General features: G+C 59.9%; 15 protein-coding genes and 1 pseudogene. 9 read left to right on the top strand and 7 right to left on the bottom strand.

Features of this window, described 5'->3' with window-relative positions:
* Positions 1–72: 72 nt before the first annotated feature.
* Together ACVWZP_RS16930 and ssuD are read right to left on the bottom strand one after the other, a co-directional pair.
* A complete protein-coding gene (locus ACVWZP_RS16930) occupies positions 73–918 on the bottom strand; it encodes an amidohydrolase family protein (RefSeq protein WP_046384802.1) in 846 nt (281 codons plus the stop codon).
* Positions 915–2,060 (bottom strand): FMNH2-dependent alkanesulfonate monooxygenase, encoded by a 1,146-nt coding sequence (ssuD, locus tag ACVWZP_RS16925; RefSeq protein ID WP_108525204.1) that lies wholly within the window; start codon positions 2,058–2,060, stop codon positions 915–917. Before ssuD ends, ACVWZP_RS16930 begins: the two co-directional genes overlap by 4 nt.
* 433 nt (positions 2,061–2,493) lie before the next feature.
* On the opposite strand from ssuD, the gene ACVWZP_RS16920 reads away from it, so the two are divergent.
* The 6 genes from ACVWZP_RS16920 (at position 2,494) to ACVWZP_RS16895 (ending at position 9,453) form a co-directional block, all read left to right on the top strand.
* Positions 2,494–3,585 carry an AMP-binding protein gene (locus ACVWZP_RS16920; protein WP_457369952.1) on the top strand — a complete coding sequence of 364 codons (1,092 nt, stop codon included), beginning with the start codon at positions 2,494–2,496 and terminating at the stop codon, positions 3,583–3,585.
* An 8-nt stretch (positions 3,586–3,593) separates the two neighbouring features.
* Positions 3,594–4,394 (top strand): ABC transporter ATP-binding protein, encoded by an 801-nt coding sequence (locus ACVWZP_RS16915; RefSeq protein ID WP_046384799.1) that lies wholly within the window; start codon positions 3,594–3,596, stop codon positions 4,392–4,394.
* A 2-nt stretch (positions 4,395–4,396) separates the two neighbouring features.
* Entirely contained in the window at positions 4,397–5,278 is an 882-nt protein-coding gene (locus ACVWZP_RS16910) for a branched-chain amino acid ABC transporter permease (RefSeq protein ID WP_079442779.1), read from the top strand.
* 22 nt (positions 5,279–5,300) lie between these two features.
* The gene (locus ACVWZP_RS16905; protein ID WP_256823074.1) at positions 5,301–6,368 is read left to right on the top strand and encodes a branched-chain amino acid ABC transporter permease; all 1,068 of its coding nucleotides are present in this window, start codon (positions 5,301–5,303) and stop codon (positions 6,366–6,368) included.
* Between the two features lie 48 nt (positions 6,369–6,416).
* Complete coding sequence (locus ACVWZP_RS16900) at positions 6,417–7,748, top strand: ABC transporter substrate-binding protein (protein ID WP_457369951.1); 1,332 nt, start codon at positions 6,417–6,419, stop codon at positions 7,746–7,748.
* Between the two features lie 352 nt (positions 7,749–8,100).
* Positions 8,101–9,453 (top strand): OprD family porin, encoded by a 1,353-nt coding sequence (locus ACVWZP_RS16895; protein ID WP_046384795.1) that lies wholly within the window; start codon positions 8,101–8,103, stop codon positions 9,451–9,453.
* 104 nt (positions 9,454–9,557) lie between these two features.
* Here ACVWZP_RS16895 and ACVWZP_RS16890 read toward each other — a convergent pair whose 3' ends face one another.
* The 3 genes and pseudogenes from ACVWZP_RS16890 to ACVWZP_RS16880 form a co-directional block, all read right to left on the bottom strand.
* The gene (locus tag ACVWZP_RS16890; RefSeq protein ID WP_370737526.1) at positions 9,558–10,322 is read right to left on the bottom strand and encodes a methyl-accepting chemotaxis protein; all 765 of its coding nucleotides are present in this window, start codon (positions 10,320–10,322) and stop codon (positions 9,558–9,560) included.
* 93 nt (positions 10,323–10,415) lie between these two features.
* Positions 10,416–11,375 (bottom strand): annotated as a pseudogene (locus ACVWZP_RS16885) (HAMP domain-containing protein); the annotation flags it as partial.
* Positions 11,376–11,661: 286 nt separating this feature from the next.
* Complete coding sequence (locus ACVWZP_RS16880) at positions 11,662–12,816, bottom strand: Fic family protein (RefSeq protein WP_457369950.1); 1,155 nt, start codon at positions 12,814–12,816, stop codon at positions 11,662–11,664.
* A gap of 70 nt (positions 12,817–12,886) precedes the next feature.
* Here ACVWZP_RS16880 and ACVWZP_RS16875 point away from each other — a divergent pair.
* A protein-coding gene (locus ACVWZP_RS16875; protein ID WP_199918165.1) for an IS3 family transposase occupies positions 12,887–14,106 on the top strand; the annotation gives its coding sequence in 2 pieces (ribosomal slippage) (positions 12,887–13,232 and positions 13,232–14,106; 1,221 coding nt in all).
* 348 nt (positions 14,107–14,454) lie between these two features.
* Here ACVWZP_RS16875 and ACVWZP_RS16870 read toward each other — a convergent pair.
* Positions 14,455–14,973, bottom strand: a complete 519-nt coding sequence (locus tag ACVWZP_RS16870) for a carboxymuconolactone decarboxylase family protein (RefSeq protein ID WP_017844477.1) — start codon at positions 14,971–14,973, stop codon at positions 14,455–14,457.
* Between the two features lie 129 nt (positions 14,974–15,102).
* Here ACVWZP_RS16870 and ACVWZP_RS16865 point away from each other — a divergent pair, with 129 nt between their 5' ends.
* Positions 15,103–15,927: an AraC family transcriptional regulator gene (locus tag ACVWZP_RS16865; protein WP_079442785.1), complete on the top strand. Its 825-nt coding sequence runs from the start codon at positions 15,103–15,105 to the stop codon at positions 15,925–15,927.
* 64 nt (positions 15,928–15,991) lie between these two features.
* On the opposite strand, the gene ACVWZP_RS16860 is transcribed toward ACVWZP_RS16865, so the two are convergent.
* Entirely contained in the window at positions 15,992–16,870 is an 879-nt protein-coding gene (locus ACVWZP_RS16860) for a LysR family transcriptional regulator (RefSeq protein WP_448125737.1), read from the bottom strand.
* A 109-nt stretch (positions 16,871–16,979) separates the two neighbouring features.
* On the opposite strand from ACVWZP_RS16860, the gene ACVWZP_RS16855 reads away from it, so the two are divergent.
* On the top strand, positions 16,980–17,981 hold the full coding sequence (locus ACVWZP_RS16855) for a zinc-dependent alcohol dehydrogenase family protein (RefSeq protein ID WP_046384790.1): 1,002 nt from the start codon (positions 16,980–16,982) through the stop codon (positions 17,979–17,981).
* The last annotated feature ends 110 nt before the right edge of the window (positions 17,982–18,091 follow it).

Below are 18,091 nucleotides of genomic sequence, written 5' to 3'. Positions count from 1 at the left end.
ACTCCTTGCAATGGAAAACAACGCCAGGTCGGCCTGGGTGGCGGTCGGTCCCGGCGTGTGGCGCGACGTGTTCTACAACCCGAACAGGCGGGCGGCGTTGCCATAGAGGACGTTGTCGAGCACCTCGGGTCGCAACCCCAGGCGCAGGACATCCTCGATGGATTGGCGAATCGGGCGGAACGGATAGGACGAGCCGAACAACAGCTGCTCTGCCAGAAAGCCGTTGGCCGCTTGCACGTAGGCTTCGCTGCCGGGCTGGAACAGGTACATGTCCGGCACCAGGTAGATGTTCGGGTAGCGAAAGGCCACGCCGAGCGCTTGCTGCACGTTGGGCCAGTAGCCGTGGTAGCAGACGATCGCCAACTGCGGGAATGCCCGGGCGACCTTGGCCAGGCGTTCGGGGTTGTTGAAGGCGGGGTCCGGGGTGGTTGGCCCGCTCATCAGAAACAGCGGAATACCGCGTGCCTGCAAATGCTCGTAGATCGGCCAGTACAACGGGTCATCCGCCTGCCTGGCCGGTTCGCCAAACCCCGGCTCCAGGTCGATGCCGGCCAGGCCCAGCCCGGAGATGGCGCGCTCGATTTCGCCCAGTGCGCCGTCGATACCCTGCAGCGCCGGGTCGATGCTGGCGATGCCGAGCAGCTCAGCGTGGTCGCGCACAATGCTGTGAATCAGGTCGTTGGGCAGATGCTGGCCGGGCGTGTGCCGACCGACCACCACCGCCCGGCTCAACCCGGCGTCGCGCACTTCATCGAGAAACCCCTGGGGTGTGCGCGAACGGGCGAAGTGCTCGTCGTCGCCACGCGTGCCCACCCGCCGGTTCAGCCAGCGGGCAGTGGCGGTCTCGGCGCTGCCTGGGGTGGCGCCGAAAAAATCGTGCAGGTACGCCGGGCGGCAGCGCATATCAATCACGTTCATGCCGTGGCCTCTTCCTTGGCCGAGGTGTGGCCGGCGCGCACGTCGAACGCGCCGCCGGTGAGTACTTGGTCGCGGACCGTGACAGGCTGTTTGCCCAACAGTGGGAACACCAGTTCGGCAAAGCGGAAAGCCTCTTCCAGGTGCGGGTAGCCGGACAGTACAAAGCGGTCTACGCCGAGGTCGGCATATTCCTGCAGACGCTTGGCCACGGTCTGAGGGTCGCCCACCAGCGCCGTGCCGGCGCCGCCGCGCACCAGGCCGACACCGGCCCACAGGTTGGGCGAGACCTCGAGTTTGTCGCGCTGTCCGCCATGCAAGGCGGCCATGCGGCGCTGACCTTCGGAGTCCATCTTGGCGTAGTTCTCTTGGGCGTCGGCGATCACATCGTCGTCGAGGTGGCTGATCAGCTCTTCGGCCGCCGCCCAGGCCTGCTCGTTGGTTTCACGCACGATCACATGCAGGCGCACGCCGAAATGCAGGGTGCGGCCATATTTTTTCGCGCGCTCGCGCACATCGGCGATCTTCGCGGCCACGGCCGCCGGCGGTTCGCCCCAGGTCAGGTAGGCGTCGACCTGTTGCGCCGCCAGCTCATGGGCGGCCGGGGACGACCCGCCAAAATACAGGGGCGGGTGCGGTTGCTGCACGGGTTTGAAGAAGTTCTGCGCGCCTTCGACGCGCACATGCTTACCGGTGAAATCCACCACCTCGCCACTGAGCAAGCGACGCCAAACGCTCAGGAATTCGCCGGCGGCTTCGTAGCGTTGGTCGTGGTCGAGGAAAATACCGTCGGCGGCCAACTCGGTGGCATCACCACCGGGCACCACGTTGAGTAACAGGCGGCCGTTGCTGGCCTGGTCCAGTGTGGCCGCTTGACGGGCCGACGCCGTGGGGTTGCCCAGCGAGGTGCGCAGCGCCACCAGCAACTTCAGGCGATGGGTGACCGGTACCAGGCTGGCGGCGGTAATCCATGGGTCCAGGCAACTGCTGCCGGTGGGAATCAACACCCCGTCATAGCCCAGGCTCTCGGCGGCGACCGCGATTTGCTGCATGTACTTATTGGTGGCCGGGCGGCCGCTGTCGGATCGGCCCAGGTAACGGGTGTCGCCGGAGGTGGGCAGAAACCAAAAAATATCAAGACTCATCAACATGCTCCTCGCTGCAAAAATAAGAAGCCCGCTGCCTTGGGTAAGGCAAGACGGCAGCAGGTTGTGCAACGCAGGGCCGGCACGGCTCTAGGGAGGCGCTTGTTGGAACAAGTCTGTGGCTGTGGCCGATGGTTCTGAAGGAGCAAGCATCGTACCAATCCATCAACTTATTGATTTGTAAGGCTATTGTTGTTTTTTGGCGAGACGCTGAGTGTCGCTGGAGGAGAGGAAGTGTTGAACCACTGTTGCCTGGCGGACAGTTGTGCGCAAAGCGGGAAGTGTTCGCAGGGCAACAGGTGTTAAGCAGGCTGTGCCGAATCAATACATGATTGTGCTCGAGGTTTTTATATAAGTGATTGATAAGTAACGATTTAAACCTTGGCATGGAGACTGCAGAAGGGCCTGTATAGCACTCTGAAGGAGAGTCCCCATGGCCCAGACACTGCCTCTGGCGTTGTTACAGCAAGCCCAGGCCCGAGGTGCGGCGATTGCCCTGCGCTACAAGCGCCTGGGCATCTGGCATGCGCGCACTTGGAGCGAGTTGGCGCAGGACGTCAGCCGCCTGGCGGCAGCCCTGCATCAGCGCGGGTTCAGTCGCCACGACGATTTACTGATCATCAGCCAGGCCCGTTCCGAAGCCTTGTTACTGGCCCTGGCCGCGCAGTGGCTGGGCGGCAGCGTCACCCTGCTGGACCCCGAACGCGACAACCGCGCATTGCTGGCCCGGCTGCGCCCGAGCTTCGTGCTGGCCGAAACCCTGGAGGCGGTGCAACAGGTCGGTCATGCCGATCGTGCGCCTCCGGTATTGCTGTTCCTCGACGGGCGCGGTCTGAACGCCGGTGACGGGAAGGGGTTGAGCGCTTACGCCGATTTGTCCGCTGGCGTGGCGGCGGAACCGCCGGCCTGCGCCACTGATTCCGCAGCCGTCGCCTTCGTGTTCCATGCCGATACGCATGGGCCTTCCCTGCGGTTGAGCCATGCGCAATTGCTGGGGGGCGCACGCAAGCTGGTGGCGCGCGAGCAACTGAGCGGCGCTGAAGAAGCCTTGGCCGCCCGCGTGTTCGCCGCCAGCGGTCAGGCGCGTTACCTGCTGGCGCCCTGGCTCTGCGCCGGGTTCTGCCTGAATTTCCCGGAGGCCATGGCCACGCGCGACACCGATCGCCGTGAATTGGGGCCAACCCTGGTGCTGGGCACGCGCGAGTCCTATGCCCGTCTGGAGCTGTGGGCCCGAGAGCGCCTGCCGTTGCCCGGCACGCTCGCGCATCGGGTGTACCGCTGGGCAATGACGCCGGATGCCCAGGGTTTGCGCCGCTGGCTCGGCTACTGGCTGGTCCGCAGACCCTTGCTCGATGTGTTGGGCATGAGCCGCCTGCGCGTGCCGTTGCTGGTCGGGCCCGCGCTGAGCCAAGAGAGCGCCGCTTTCTTTGCTGCTTTGGGCATCCATCCGGGCGCCTGGCAGGAACCTTCCGCCCGGCCGGAACGTGCCGAGGCCCACACCCACCTGATTTCTCACTCCGTCTGACGAGCCCCATGAGCGCAACCACTGAATCCGAATTACTGCGGCTCGATGACATCTCCCTGTCGTTCAAGGGCGTCAAGGCCATCACCTCCATCAGCTTCGCCGTGAAGGCCGGGGAAATCTGTGCATTGATCGGCCCCAACGGCGCGGGCAAAAGTTCGCTGCTCAACGTGATCAATGGTGTCTACCAGGCCCAGAGCGGCAGCATCACCTATGCCGGACAGGCCCGGCGGCGCATGCGCCCGCACCAGGCCGCCGAGCGCGGTATTGCGCGGACCTTTCAAAATATCGCGCTGTTCAAGGGCATGAGCGTGCTCGACAACGTGCTGACCGGCCGCAACCTCAAGCGCCGCAGCAGTTGGGTCGAGCAGATGCTGCGCCTGGGCCGTGCGCCTCGCGAGGACGACGAGCAGCGCCTTCACGCCGAACACATCATCGAGTTTCTGCGCATCCACCCCTGGCGCCATGTGCTGGTGGGCACGCTGCCTTACGGTTTGCAGAAACGCGTCGAGCTGGCCCGCGCCCTGGCTGCGCAGCCCCGGTTGCTGCTGCTGGATGAACCCATGGCCGGTATGAACGCTGAAGAGAAGGGCCAGATGAGCCAATTCATCCGCGACATCAACCGCGAGTTCGGTACCACCGTGGTGCTGATCGAGCACGACATCGGGGTGGTCATGGGCTTGTGCGACCACGTGGTGGTGCTCGATTACGGCCGCAAAATCGGCGATGGCACGCCCGAGCAAGTGCGCGCCAACCCCGATGTGATCGCTGCTTACCTGGGCACGCGGCGTTCCCGCGCGGAGAGCCACTGAACATGCAATTTTTCTTCGAAGTGCTGATTGGCGGGCTGCTGGCGGGCGTCATGTACTCCCTGGTGGCGATTGGTTTTGTCCTGATCTACAAGGCCTCCGGGGTGTTCAATTTCGCCCAGGGGGCGATGGTGCTGTTCGCCGCGCTGACCTTTGTCAGCCTGCTCGAACGCGGTTTCCCGTTCGTGTGGGCCTTTGTCATCACCCTGGCGAGCATGGTTGTCCTGGCGCTGCTGATCGAAAAAATGGTGCTGCGACCGTTGGTCAATCGCGCACCGATCATCCTGTTCATGGCCACGCTCGGGCTGTCCTACCTGATCGAAGGGTTTGCGCAGTTTCTTTGGGGCGCTCAAGTCCATGGTCTGGAATTGGGCATTGCCGACGAGCCGTTGGAAATCCGCGGCATGCTGCTTTCGCAGTTCGACCTGTTCGCCGCCGGAACGGCCGCCACGCTGGTGATCGCCCTGTCGCTGCTGTTCAACCGGACCCGCGTCGGTCTGTCGCTGCGCGCGGTTGCCGACGATCCGTTGGCGTCCCTGGCGATTGGCATCCGCCTGCCACGCATCTGGGCGCTGGTCTGGGCGGTGGCGGGTTTTGTCGGGCTGGTGGCCGGGTTGCTCTGGGGCGCTCGCCTCGGGGTGCAGTTCTCCTTGTCATTGGTGGTGCTCAAGGCCTTGCCGGTGTTGATCATCGGCGGTTTTTCCTCCATCGGCGGGGCGATTGTCGGCGGGCTGATCATCGGCGCGGCAGAAAAAGTCGCGGAGATTTACCTCGGCCCGATCATCGGAAGCGGCATCGAAAACTGGGTGCCTTACGTCCTCGCCTTGCTGTTTCTGTTGGTGCGGCCTGCCGGGTTGTTCGGCGAGCGGGCGATCGAACGGGTCTGATTTTCTTTCAAGGAATGCCTCCATGCTTTATCGAGAAGCCGGTCAACTGAGCACCTCTTATGCGATGGAACGGCGCACGTTCCGCTTGCGCCAGGACCGCGTGGGCTTGTGGCTGCTGCTGGGGTTTGCCTTCATTGCGGTGCCCTGGCTGGGCAATGACTATTGGTTCAGCGCGATTCTGCTGCCGCTGCTGGTGCTGTCCCTGGCGGGGCTGGGGCTGAACCTGTTGACCGGTTATGCCGGGCAGTTGTCCCTCGGGGCGGCGGCGTTCATGGCGGTGGGTGCGTTCGCGGCCTACAACCTGCAATTGCGCGTGCCGGGTTTGCCGTTGCTGGTGAGTTTCGCGCTGGGCGGGGTGATCGCTGCGCTGGTGGCCGTGGCCTTCGGGCTGCCGAGCCTGCGGATCAAGGGTTTTTACCTGCTGGTGGCGACCCTGGCCGCGCAGTTCGTGGTGGAGTGGGTGCTGACCCGGTTCAGTTGGTTCACCAACGACAACGCTTCCGGGGTCATCACCTCGCCACCGCTGCTGATCGCGGGGCTGGATTTCAGTTCGCCCCGTGGGCGTTATCTGTTGACCCTGACGGTGGTCGTGGTGCTGTTCTGGCTGGGCAAAAACCTGGTGCGCAGCGAGTTGGGCCGCAACTGGATGGCCGTGCGCGACATGGACACCGCAGCCTCTGTGATCGGCATCCGCCTGTTCAAGGCCAAGCTGCTGGCGTTTGCCATCAGTGGCTTCTACCTGGGGGTTGCCGGTTCGCTGTGGGCGTTTGCCTACCTGGGCACGGTGGAGCCCCACGGCTTCGATCTCAGCCGCTCGTTTCAAGTGCTCTTCATCATCATTATCGGCGGCCTGGGCAGTGTGCTCGGCAATGTCCTGGGCGCCGCTTTCATCGTGCTGTTCCCGATTCTGCTGGCCAACCTCTTCGGGCTGTTGCCCGGTGGGCTGATCGATTCCGGCCAGTTGGAAAACCTGCAGAAAATGCTCTTTGGCGCGTTGATCATCGCTTTTCTGATCAAGGAACCCGAGGGTCTGGCCCGACTGTGGCAACGCTTTCGCCAACGGGCGCGGATCTGGCCGCTGCGTTACTGATTGTTCTCATCCCTGACCCCCATCCTTCGTTCACGAGGAACTGCCTTCATGACTCTCCGCACACCGCTGCGCCGCCTGCTATTGGGCCTGGCCTTGATCACCGCCGGGCTCAGTGCCGGCGCTCACGCCGACAACGAACAGTACTTCCCCTTGCAGAGCTATCGGGTCGGCCCCTACGCCGCCGGTGGCACCGGCTTCTTCGGCGGGTTTATCGACTACCTGCAATACATCAACGCAAAGGGTGGGGTGAACGGCGTCAAGCTGACCTGGAGCGAGTGCGAAACCGAGTATGTGGTGGAGAAGGGCGTCGAATGCTACGAGCGCCTCAAAGGCGGCCTCAACGGCGCGCCAGCCGCCGCGACCAACCCGCTGTCGGTGGGCATCGCCTACGCGACGCTGGACCGTTCGACGGCCGACAAATTGCCGCTGATCACCATCAACCACGGCCGCACCGATTCCACCGACGGTAGCGTGTTCCCTTACGTGTTCCCGCTGCAGCTCAACCCGTATTCGGAAGTCTCGGCGATCATCAACTACATCGGCACGCGCGAAGGTGGGGCGGACAAACTCAAAGGCAAGAAAATCGCCGTGCTGTACCACGGCTCGCCGTATGGCAAGGAAACCAATGGCGTCTTGGAAACCCTAGCGAAAAACGCTGGTTTCGAACTGACCCTGCTGGAAGTGCCGCACCCCGGCAACGAGCAGCAATCGCAGTGGCTCAATATCCGTCGCCTCAAGCCGGACTGGGTGATCCTGCGCGGTTGGGGGGTGATGAATCCGGTGGCGCTGAAGTCGGCGCAAAAGGTCGGTTACCCGGTGGATCACATCATCGGCAACATCTGGAGCAACTCGGAAGAGGACGTGGTGCCGGCAGGCGCGGCCGCCAAGGGCTTCATTTCCATTACCACGCACCCATCCGGGACGGATTTCCCGGTGCTGCAGGGCATCAAGCAAAGCGTGGTGGACGCCGGCAAGGGTAACCTGGCCGATCCGAAGCGTTTCGGTACGGTGTACTACAACCTCGGTGTGGTGAACGGCATTCTCAACGTCGAAGCCGTGCGCCTTGCGCAGGCCAAATACGGCGCCAAGCAGTTGACCGGCGAGCAGGTGCGTTGGGGCTTCGAACACCTGAACCTCGACGATGCGCGGTTGCAGGCATTGGGCGCCAAGGGCCTGGTGCAACCGTTGAAGTTGTCGTGCGCCGATCATGAAGGCGGCGGCGCGGTGCGCTTTCAGCAATGGGACGGCCAGCGCTGGAACCTGATCAGCGACTGGGTCCAGGCCGACCGTGCGTTGCTGCGGCCGATCATCGAGGCTTCCGCGGCCCAGTACGCCAAGGAAAAAGGCATCAGCCCGCGCAATTGCAGCCAGGAGCAATAAGGTCCGTTAAGCCAGAGTCTGCAAGCCAACCCTCCCTTGTCGAGGGGGCGAGCGGGTCGTTGTTTTCTACGAACAGTCGATCCTCGCCTTGCGCGGCGTAACACAAAGGAAAGGCCACAAGCCTTTCCTTTTTTTTTTGTATAGGCGACAGCACAAGTTCAACTTGTGCCAAGTGTTTGCAGTGCAACAGCGGACGCGCAAAGTGCGGATTAATACATGCGATAAATAGTGGATAACTTTATTTAACTAATTGAAATATAAGTATTTGTTGTATTGGCATGATTTTCGGAATGTTAAGGCAGGATCAGCATTTTTTGCCGCCCTCCCTCCTTAACAGTTTGAAGAGAACAACATGCGTAAAGTAGCTGCTTTGTCTGCGTTTTTTGCCGTTACCGCGCCCGGTTATTCATGGGCCGCCAGTGATAAAAATGAAAATGGATTTATTGAAGATAGCCATTTGAACATTCTCAACCGGGACTTCTATTTCAGTCAGGATTTCCGTAATGGCAGCAGTGCAACCAACCCTCACACGGGGGCGCGCCAGAGCCGCCGGGCGGAATGGGCCCATTCGGTCATCGGGCGCTTCGAATCCGGCTTTACCCAGGGCCCCGTGGGGTTCGGGGTCGATGCTTACGGGCAGTTCGGGGTCAAGCTCGACGGCGGTGATGGCGTGGTGGGCAACGGTGTCGGCGGGCCGGGGTTGATTCCGCGCAAAGGCGATAACAACGGCGAGCCCAAGGATGAGTGGGGCAAGGCCGGTGGCGCGGTCAAGGTGCGGGCGTTCGATACGGTGGTCAAATACGGCGATGTGTCCCCGACCAGCCCGGTACTCCATGCCGGTGATATCCGCCTGTTGCCGCAAACCCTGACCGGTCTGATCTTCGACAACACCTCCATCGCCGGCTTGAAGATCGAGGGCGGCAAACTGACGGCGTCCAGCGATCGCAGCGGCGTCAACCATAGCGGTGACCTGGGCACGGTCTACGGTGGTCGCTTGACCGGGGCGGATAATGTGCAGTACATCGGTGCGGATTATCGCTTCAACGACAACTGGAGTTTCAAACTGCACACCAGCCGCCTGGATAACGTCTGGAACCAGTCCTTCGCCCGGGTCGACTTCAAGCAACGGCTGACCCCCACCATCACTTGGGATACGGGGCTCAATTACTATCGCACCCGCGACAGTGGCGACGCCCTGCTGGGTAAGATCGATAACGACAGCTGGAGCACGCACCTGGGGCTGAATGTCGGATTCAACCGTTTTCTGCTGGCATACGAGCAAGTGCGCGGTGACTCGCCGTTCGACTATGTGTGGAACACCTACGACCTGGAACTCGACAACGCTTCCCAATGGTCAGACTTCAACAACCCCAACGAACGCTCCTGGCAGGCCAGTTATACCTATGACTTCGCCGGGTTAGGGCTGCCGGGGCTGAGCCTCACGGGCCGTTACCTGCGCGGTGACAACATTGATGGCACGCGAGCAACGGGCGGCTACACGGCGTTCAACAGCGTCAGTGACGGCAAGCACTGGGAGCGTGATTTCTGGGCGAGCTACATCGTTCAGAGCGGCCCGGCAAAGGACCTGAAGCTCCAAGTACTGCAAGCGACGCACCGGGTGGGAGGCGATTTCGGTAACTACGACGCCAACGTTGACGAGCTGCGGGTCATCGTCGAATACCCGCTGGATTTGCGCATGCTGTAACCGCGCCATCGGTGGCATGGCAGCAACAAAAAGCCCGCGCGAGGCGGGCTTCTTGGGGATTCATAGGCGGCCGTGGACGTCTATGGATCGGTGCCTGGAACCGGTCAGATACGGAAACTGCCCACCAGATGCTTCAAGCGTGCCGCCTGCTGTTCCAGGTCGGCGCAGGCGCGCAGGGTCGATTGCAGGTTTTCCACGCCTTCCTGATTGAGCGTGTTGATCTCGGTAATGTCCATGTTGATCGACTCCACCACCGAGGTCTGCTCCTCGGTGGCGGTGGCGACTGACTGGTTCATCCCATCGATCTCGCCGATGCGCTGGGTCACGCTGTTCAAGCGTTCGCCGACCTGGTTGGCGATCTCTACGCTGTCGAGGCTGTGGCGCTGGCTTTCGCCCATGGTGTTGACCGAATCCCGGGCGCCGACTTGCAGCTCCTCGATCATCGTTTGCACCTGTTGCGCCGACTCCTGGGTGCGGTGCGCCAGGTTGCGCACTTCATCAGCCACCACGGCAAACCCACGCCCGGCGTCACCCGCCCGGGCGGCTTCGATGGCCGCGTTGAGCGCCAGCAGGTTGGTTTGCTGGGAGATGCTGGTGATCACTTCGAGGATCTGCCCGATATTCACCGTTTTGCTGTTCAGCAACTCGATATTCGTACTCGATGCGCTGAGCATTTCCGACAGCTGATTCATTGCACCGATGTTGCGCTCCACCACTTGCTGACCCTGCTCGGCCATCCCGCGCGCGTCGCTGGCCTGGTGCGAGGCCTCAGCCGCATTACGGGCTATTTCCTGAGCCGCGGCCCCCAGTTCGTTGATGGCGGCGGCCACACTGTTGGTTCGGCTAGCCTGTTCGTCGGAGTTGAGCATGGATGAGTTGGAGGCGCTGACCACGCGCATTGCCACTTCGTTGACGTGCTCGGTCGCCGACGAGACCTCTCGGATCGAGGTGTGAATACGTTCGACAAAACGGTTGAACGCATTGCCCAGCATGCCGAACTCGTCATGCGTGTGGATGACCAGGCGTTTGGTGAGGTCACCTTCGCCTTGGGCAATGTCCTCCATTGCGCGGGTCATCGCGTGCAGCGGTTGGAGCAGTACGCGGATCAGCAGACTCAGCAGGACGATGATGATGACCACCGCAACGATGGTGGCAATCACCGCCGAATAGCGGAACTTGCTCAGCGTTGCGTAAGCCTTGTCTTTATCAATAGACAGGCCGATGTACCAGTTGGCCGAAGGTAGACCTTTGATCGGTGCGAAGGTCAGCAAGCGGGCTTGCCCGTTGAACTGGACCTCGGTCAGCTCGCCGGAAAGTTTCGGTGTGTGTGTAGGGTACAAATCCGAAAGCGACTTCATCACCAGCGCTTTGTCCGGATGGACCAGGATCTTGCCCTGATCGTTGACCAGGAAGGCATAGCCCATGCCGCCAAAGTTCAACGAGTTGATGATTTCCACCAGGCCATCCAGCGCCAGATCGCCGCCGACCACGCCGATGTTGCTGGAAACCTTGCTGATGACACCAATGACCATCTTGTTGGTGGCCATATCGATATAAGGCTCAGTCAGCATGGCGCCGCTGGCGTTCATACCGTCCTTGTACCAAGCCCGGGAGCGCGGGTCATAGCCATCGGGCATCTTGGTGTCCGGACGAATACTGAAGCTGCCGTCGACCTTGCCTAGGTAGTCGGTGAGAAAATTTGAGGTCAGGACGCTTTCATCCATCAGCGTCTCGGCATTGGCAGGCTCCCTGGCAATGTTCTGCGCCAGGTTCGTCACCAGATTGATCCGCCCCTCCAGCAGGTTGCGAATATTGGTGGAGGTCGACTCACCCATTTCAGCCAAATAGTTTTCCAGGCTGGTGCGGGTGGCATTGCGTTGTAGATAGTCGTTGTACAGCGTGAACAGGGTGAAGGCGAGCATCACTATCAGCGACACGGCCAAAAGAATTTTATGACTGAAACGAAGGCTTTTATTCATGGCGTATTGAGTTCGCTAGGTCTTTTGCGGGGACTGTGGAAGCGTATCGGCTGGAGCCTGGTAAACCTTGAGATGCGAAGAGCCTGTTTACTGCGACGGAGGAAGGTAAAGGGGGCAAGGAGCGACCGCCAGAAACAACGAAGCCCGCAGGAGGCGGGCTTCTTGAGGGGCGTCATAGACTGCTGCACAGCGGCGGGGGATTTCCGCTCATTCGGTTTTTAATCGATGCTCAGGGTCTTTCCTGCGGCTCAGGTATGAAGCCTTGCTCCCTGAGGGACTTGATTACACCTCGAATGAGATAGTTGTTGGAAAAACCGATCGTGTACTGCCTCGCGCCGGCGTTCAGCGGTAGAAGCATCCCTTGGTCCACCAGCTTTTTGATCAGGTAAGTCCGTTGATTGCTAGACTGCTGTGGGAGTACGGCTGCTACATCTGCCGATTTTACGACCTTCAGTTTTATTGCGGCCAACAGCACCGCTTCCTCTGTCTCCGTGATCCATTTGCGTTCGCGTGCGAAGGCCACGGCAGGCACGAGTATGCATTTGGTCAGGTATGCGTAGTCTGTGAGGCGATCGACTTTCTCCAGCTCCTCACGAACCCCTTCCAGCACGTAGGTACACCACGCCTCCAGTCCGTCCTTTGTTCCTTTGTCGGCGGTGGCAAGCATTGCGTAATAGCGCTCGCGATCGTTGCAGAATACGGCCGTAGGATTCAGGACACGGCCGCCGGCGTTGACGTTGAAACCATACTTGATCAGGAGTGCGTAGGTTAGCAGCCTGACCACGCGGCCATTGCCATTGTCGAATGGATGTATCCATCCAAATCTATGGTGAGCGAGCGCAACCTTCATGAGGTCGTATTTCGGGGGAGCTTCGTGATTCACGAATGCGACAAGTTCCTGCATATACGCTTGAACGTGGATGAAGTCAGGAGGCTGGTGATCAGACTGAGATATTCTGACCTCTCCACTGCGATAGGCTCCGGGCGTTTTGTCGCCCTCACGCACCAGATCGTCGACGGTCATCGCGTGCAGCTCTCGAATCATCTGCTCGGTCAGCGCTGCGCCGGGCGCCATGATCCGCTCAATGTAGTCCATCGCCTTTTCAATATTGGCCACCTCGCGCAACGGGTCCGTGTCCTGGGCCTTACCTTCGACCTTGCTGTCTATATAGTCCGCCAACGTCGTGTGGTTGCCTTCTATGCGGGCAGAACCGAGGCTTTCCAGTGCATGGAAAAGCGATTTGAGTTGGTAGAACACCTGCGGCGGCGTATCACCTTCAAGCCTTAGGCGACGCAGATGCTCCAGTTCGCTCAGTACATCGACAAGGTCCGAGTCAAAGGACGGATTGAGAAGCTCAAGGTCGTGATGGATAAATGTAGGCATTGAACGAGCCCCATGAAAGACAGGACACCGTTTCCCCCTTACGATAAGGGATAGGCAAACGGGTATGTTTATGACTAACAGCAACGATAAGGGTGGTGAGCTGCTCGGCCAGGAACGCCGACGCCGCTGGAGCACCGACCAGAAGCTGGCCATGGTTCGCGAGAGTCTTGAGCCGGGGCAAAGCGTGTCCGTGGTGGCCCGACGCAACGGCATCAACGCCAATCAGCTGTTCCTGTGGCGCAAGCTGTACCAGGACGGAAGTCTGTCGGCGGTCAGTGCTGGCGAAGCCGTTGTACCGGCGTCGGAACTGACCGATGCGCTCAAGCAGATCCGCGAATTGCAGCGGATGCTGGGCAAGAAGACGATGGAAGCCGAAGTCCTAAAAGAGGCCGTGGAGATTGCGCGGTCGCGAAAATGGATTGCGCACTCACCCTTGTTGCCGGGGGACGACCAGTGAAACTGGTCAGCAAATGTCTCGGTGTGTCGCGCTCGCAACTAACGGTTCGAATCAAGCAATCGGTATCGCCCAAAGTACGGCGACTTCGGCTCGTGAACGATACGGAATTGGTCGCTGAGATCAAGCAGCAAGTCAGCGAGCTACCAAGCTATGGCTACCGCCGCGTTTGGGGCTTGTTACGCCGCGAACGTGAAACCCGGTCGCGGCCACCGATCAACGTAAAGCGGGTCTATCGCGTCATGCGCGACCACAATCTGTTGCTGGAACGACGCATCAAGCAACCTGGCGTGCAACGCCGGCATGAAGGCCGCATCGCCGTTCAAACCAGCGACACTCGTTGGTGCTCGGACGGCTTCGAGTTCCGCTGTGACGATGGTGCGAAGTTGAGTGTAACTTTTGCTCTGGACTGCTGTGACCGAGAAGCCATCGGCTGGGTCGCCAGCCCAACAGGCTACAGCGGTGATGACATCCGAGACTTGATGTTGGAAAGCGTGGAGAAGCGTTTTGGCGATCAACTGCCAAGCACACCGGTGCAGTGGCTGAGCGATAACGGCTCGGCTTATATCGCCGAGCAGACGCGTCTGTTTGCTCGCCAGATCGGCTTACAGCCGGTAACTACACCGGTGCGAAGCCCCCAGAGCAACGGTATGGCAGAGAGCTTCGTGAAGACGATCAAGCGTGATTACGTTGCGCATATGCCCAAACCGGATCGAGAAACGGCGCTGCGCAATCTGACGATTGCCTTCGAGCATTACAACGAGCAGCATCCGCACAGCGCGCTGAAATATCGGTCACCAAGAGAGTTTAGGCGCTTGGCAGCAGCATCAATTTAACGGGGAGTTGGTGTCCGGTTTGATAGGGGCAAGTCCAGGCATATGGAAAGATATCTCAAGCCGGCCGAAAGGTTATCTTGAAAAAAATCAGGGAAGCTACCGTAATTAAGGGTGTTTGCTTAGAGTGCGCTAAACATTATCTTGAATTCAGGCTTAAGCTAACTCAAAAATGAGCAATGATTAAGTGAGAAATCTCGATGGTTAGCGGAGGGCATGGCGAGGATGTGCTTTCGGCAGGTCTGACTGATGGGGCCTTTGAGCGTCATGAATCGCCGCCAGGCCTTCAAGGTCAGCAGCAAGGGCTGACCTTGGTATTGCAGGTGCTGGAAACTGCTACGGAAATAGCCGTTAGTTTGACGATGGCGGGAAGTCGATATCGGTAGCGGCGATGTTGTTCAAATAGTTGGTCAGGGTTAACAGCGTGATCTGTGCCACCACCTCCACGATCTTGCTATCGGTAAGACCGGCGTTGTGCGCTGCGGTGATCTGGGCATCACTCAATTGTCCGCGGCTTTCGGTGATTTGATGCGCCAGAGCCGCGACCGCGCTGAGTGTGCCCATGCGTGCTTTGCCAACGGCCTCCTCGCTCAAGCCAGCCTTGGCACCAAAGAATGCATGTGCGGCCACGCAGTAGTCGCAACCGTTGACCTCTGACGCAGCGAGGGCAACGACCTCACGCTCAACGGCACTCAGTGAGGTTTTACCCAAGGCCTGAGCGAGGCTCTGGTAACCACTCAATGCGGCCGGGGAGTGAGCCAGGGTTTTAAATACGTTGGGAATAAACCCAAGACCTTTTTGGATACCTTCAAGAGCAGCGCGCGAGCCAGCAGGGGCTTGGTCCAGCGAGAGAGCAGCGATACGAGTCATGGTAATTCTCCAGTAGATTGATTAGCCGGCTTGTCGATCAAGCCTGGTGTCAATATTAGGGAGGCAGACTTTCCTTTCGGATCCAGATCGTCGAACTTATGCAACAGATCGTCTAAATTTGAGCGAGCCATGGACCGATTATCGACACTGCTTAAACACTTCAATCTGCATGCGTCCACGTTTCACCAGGGTGGTTTTTGCGGAACAACCAACCTCTATGGGCAGGGCAGTTTCGGACACGCACATTTACTGCGTTCGGGACGCCTGGCCCTAAGGGACAAGCGCGGCCAGCTCATTGAGTTGACGGAACCCAGCCTGATTCTGGCGGTGCGCCCGCAGGAGCATCAGTTGCTGGCGATCGAAGCAGATGAAGCGGAGTTGGTCTGTGCAACCTTGCAATTTGATGGCGGGGCGAATAATCCCCTGACTCTGGCTTTACCGGACTTCATCATCAAGCCACTTCGTGAACTGCAGGGGCTGAGTGGCACCCTCGACTGGCTATTTGAAGAAGCCTTCGGCGACGAGTGTGGCCGTGATGTCATCCTCAATCGTCTGTTCGAGCTGATGGTGATTCAGCTGCTTCGCCACCTCATCGCTAGTCGTAGCATTGCGTCAGGGATGATGGCCGGATTGGCTAATGCTCAGCTGTCCCGCGCGCTTGTAGGCATCCACAACGAACCACAGCGCAATTGGTCCGTGGCGCAATTGGCGGATCGCTCAGGTATGTCACGCGCCAGCTTTGCTGCGCACTTTCGCGAGACGGTGGGTAGTACCCCAGCAGATTATCTGGCGAACTGGCGAATCAGCTTGACGCAGAAACGCCTGCGTGAAGGGCGCCCCATCGCGTTGATTGCCGATGAGGTTGGCTATGAAAGTCCGTCTGCGTTAGCCCGTACTTTTCGGCGCAAAGTTGGTGCAAGCCCGAAGGAATGGCTCCAGCACACTAGGGGATGACGTCTAACCGATTGGTGGCGCAATCGCAGGAATGATCATGGTCCTGGGCTCAGTGTGGAAACCCTCACAGGTGTGCCCGGAGAAAATCGATGAACGCCATCGTCCGCGCTGAATGTCGCCGCTCACGACTGAACACGGCGCTTACAGGCAGCGCGGTGTTCTGATAATCGTTGAGCACGCTACGAACGTTGCCTTGTTCGACGTCAGCTGCGAACAGCCATTCTGGAGAAAGAGAAATGCCCAGGCCGCAGAGGACCATTTCACGGATGGCATCGCTGCTGTTGCTGGTGACGTTGCCTTTGATTGCCACATCGAACTCCCCTGCACCGTGCTTGAAGTGCCAGGTGTCATAGTGCTCCAGCAACGTGAAACCGATGCAGTTGTGGCTTGTCAGGTCATCGGGCTCGCGTGGCAGACCGTGTAGGTCCAGATAGGCGGGCGCGGCATAGACCCGCCGCGTGCTGGTACCCAGAGACATTGCCACCAATCCCTCGCTCTTGACCGCCCCGATCCGGATCGCAAGGTCGATGTTTTCCTTGAGCAGGTCTTCATTGTAATCGCTCAGCCGCAGGTCAATCCGGACCTCGGGATAGCGCTGCAGAAAAGTCCCTACCAGCGGCGCTATGCACAACCTCCCGTAACTGACCGGTGCCGTTACTCTCAGGGGACCTGCGATCTGCTCCTGGCCGCAGGCAAAGCTAAGCGTGGCGGTTTCGAGGTGGCCGAGAATTTCTTGGCAGTGGCTGTAGAAGCGTTGGCCCTGGTCGGTCAGGGCCAGGTGCCGGGTGCTGCGGGCGAACAATGGCCCGCCCAGATACTGTTCCAGTGCGCGGACTTGCTTGCTCACTGCCGGCTGCCCCATGTTCAGCTCTCGAGCTACCGCAGAAAACGACCCGCGCTCCACGACGCGTACAAAGATGTGCATGTTGTCGAACAGGTCCATCGGCAATTAGGCCTCTTTGTGGAATAAGTCATATGCAAATTCAGTTTCTTATCGGAACAATGAAAGCGCGGCAACCTGTAAGCGTCCATTCAATCATAGGGTTTGCGTCATGAATCACACCATGCTTGCCGCTATCGCCGAATCTGCCCAGGTCCCTCTGACCGTCCGCCACATCGCTCGCCCTGTTCCAGGTAAAGGGCAGGTCCTGATCAGGGTTCACGCCGCGGGAGTCAATCCTCTCGATACCAAGATCGCGATCGGCGCAGGCGCCCACGCCCGTCAGGCGCTGCCGGCAGTACTCGGCCTGGACCTCGCCGGAACGGTCATCGGACTGGGCGAGGCGGTTGAAGGCTTCACCCCTGGCCAGGAAGTCTTCGGTATGGCCGGCGGGATCGGCGGCGCCCAGGGCACTATGGCCGAGTACATTGCTGTGGATGCACGTCTGATCGCGTTAAAGCCGCACAGACTCGACATGCGTGAGGCGGCCGCATTGCCTTTGGTATTCATTACTGCGTGGGAAGGGTTGGTGGATCGCGCCAATGTCCGTGCGGGTCAACGTGTGCTGATTCATGGCGGCGCAGGCGGGGTCGGCCAAGTGGCTGTGCAACTGGCAAAGGCTCGCGGTGCCGAAGTCTATGCCACCGGTTCGGCGGCGAGTCTCGACTTCATTCGCTCACTGGGTGCAACGGCTATTGACTACCGTGCGCAGCGCGTAGATGACTATGTCGAGCAGCATACGGCGGGGGAAGGTTTCGACATCGTCTACGACACGGTGGGAGGCAGCACCCTGGATGCGGCGTTCAAGGCAGTGAAGCCTTATACCGGGCACGTACTGAGCTGCCTGGGTTGGGGGCAGCACAGCCTCGCGCCGCTGTCGTTTAAAAGCGCAACCTACTCGGGCGTATTTACTCTGACGCCGTTGCTCACAGGCAAGGGGCGCGAAAACCACGGGGCTATCCTGCGCGAGGCCGCCGCGCTGGCAAATGCCGGGCAACTGACGATCCGGATAGATCAGCAGCCATTTGGACTGAATGAAGTCAACGAAGCGTTTCGCCAGGTCGCGGAAGGTCGCGGCAAGGGCAAGACGGTAATCCATTTGGTGAGCGAATAGTCCCCAACGACTTCAACGGTGTGCAGCCCTCCGTGAATGGTTCATACCGCATTACGCACTCACATTCGCCGGTCTTCAAAATGCCTTTATTTTGTCATGTTCTTGCAATG

The sequence above is a fragment of the Pseudomonas sp. TE36184 genome, from assembly GCF_054060055.1.
The sequence above is the reverse complement of the archived record's forward strand: the minus strand, read 5'-3'. Positions and strand labels throughout refer to the sequence as shown.

Bases quoted from the DNA above. Each gene is read 5' to 3' on its own strand.
- ACVWZP_RS16930 (WP_046384802.1), bottom strand. From the start codon at position 918: ATGAACGTGATTGATATGCGCTGCCGCCCGGCGTACCTGCACGATTTT.
- ssuD (WP_108525204.1), bottom strand. From the start codon at position 2,060: ATGAGTCTTGATATTTTTTGGTTTCTGCCCACCTCCGGCGACACCCGT.
- ACVWZP_RS16920 (WP_457369952.1), top strand. From the start codon at position 2,494: ATGGCCCAGACACTGCCTCTGGCGTTGTTACAGCAAGCCCAGGCCCGA.
- ACVWZP_RS16915 (WP_046384799.1), top strand. From the start codon at position 3,594: ATGAGCGCAACCACTGAATCCGAATTACTGCGGCTCGATGACATCTCC.
- ACVWZP_RS16910 (WP_079442779.1), top strand. From the start codon at position 4,397: ATGCAATTTTTCTTCGAAGTGCTGATTGGCGGGCTGCTGGCGGGCGTC.
- ACVWZP_RS16905 (WP_256823074.1), top strand. From the start codon at position 5,301: ATGCTTTATCGAGAAGCCGGTCAACTGAGCACCTCTTATGCGATGGAA.
- ACVWZP_RS16900 (WP_457369951.1), top strand. From the start codon at position 6,417: ATGACTCTCCGCACACCGCTGCGCCGCCTGCTATTGGGCCTGGCCTTG.
- ACVWZP_RS16895 (WP_046384795.1), top strand. From the start codon at position 8,101: ATGCGTAAAGTAGCTGCTTTGTCTGCGTTTTTTGCCGTTACCGCGCCC.
- ACVWZP_RS16890 (WP_370737526.1), bottom strand. From the start codon at position 10,322: ATGCTCAACTCCGACGAACAGGCTAGCCGAACCAACAGTGTGGCCGCC.
- ACVWZP_RS16880 (WP_457369950.1), bottom strand. From the start codon at position 12,816: ATGCCTACATTTATCCATCACGACCTTGAGCTTCTCAATCCGTCCTTT.
- ACVWZP_RS16870 (WP_017844477.1), bottom strand. From the start codon at position 14,973: ATGACTCGTATCGCTGCTCTCTCGCTGGACCAAGCCCCTGCTGGCTCG.
- ACVWZP_RS16865 (WP_079442785.1), top strand. From the start codon at position 15,103: ATGGACCGATTATCGACACTGCTTAAACACTTCAATCTGCATGCGTCC.
- ACVWZP_RS16860 (WP_448125737.1), bottom strand. From the start codon at position 16,870: ATGGACCTGTTCGACAACATGCACATCTTTGTACGCGTCGTGGAGCGC.
- ACVWZP_RS16855 (WP_046384790.1), top strand. From the start codon at position 16,980: ATGAATCACACCATGCTTGCCGCTATCGCCGAATCTGCCCAGGTCCCT.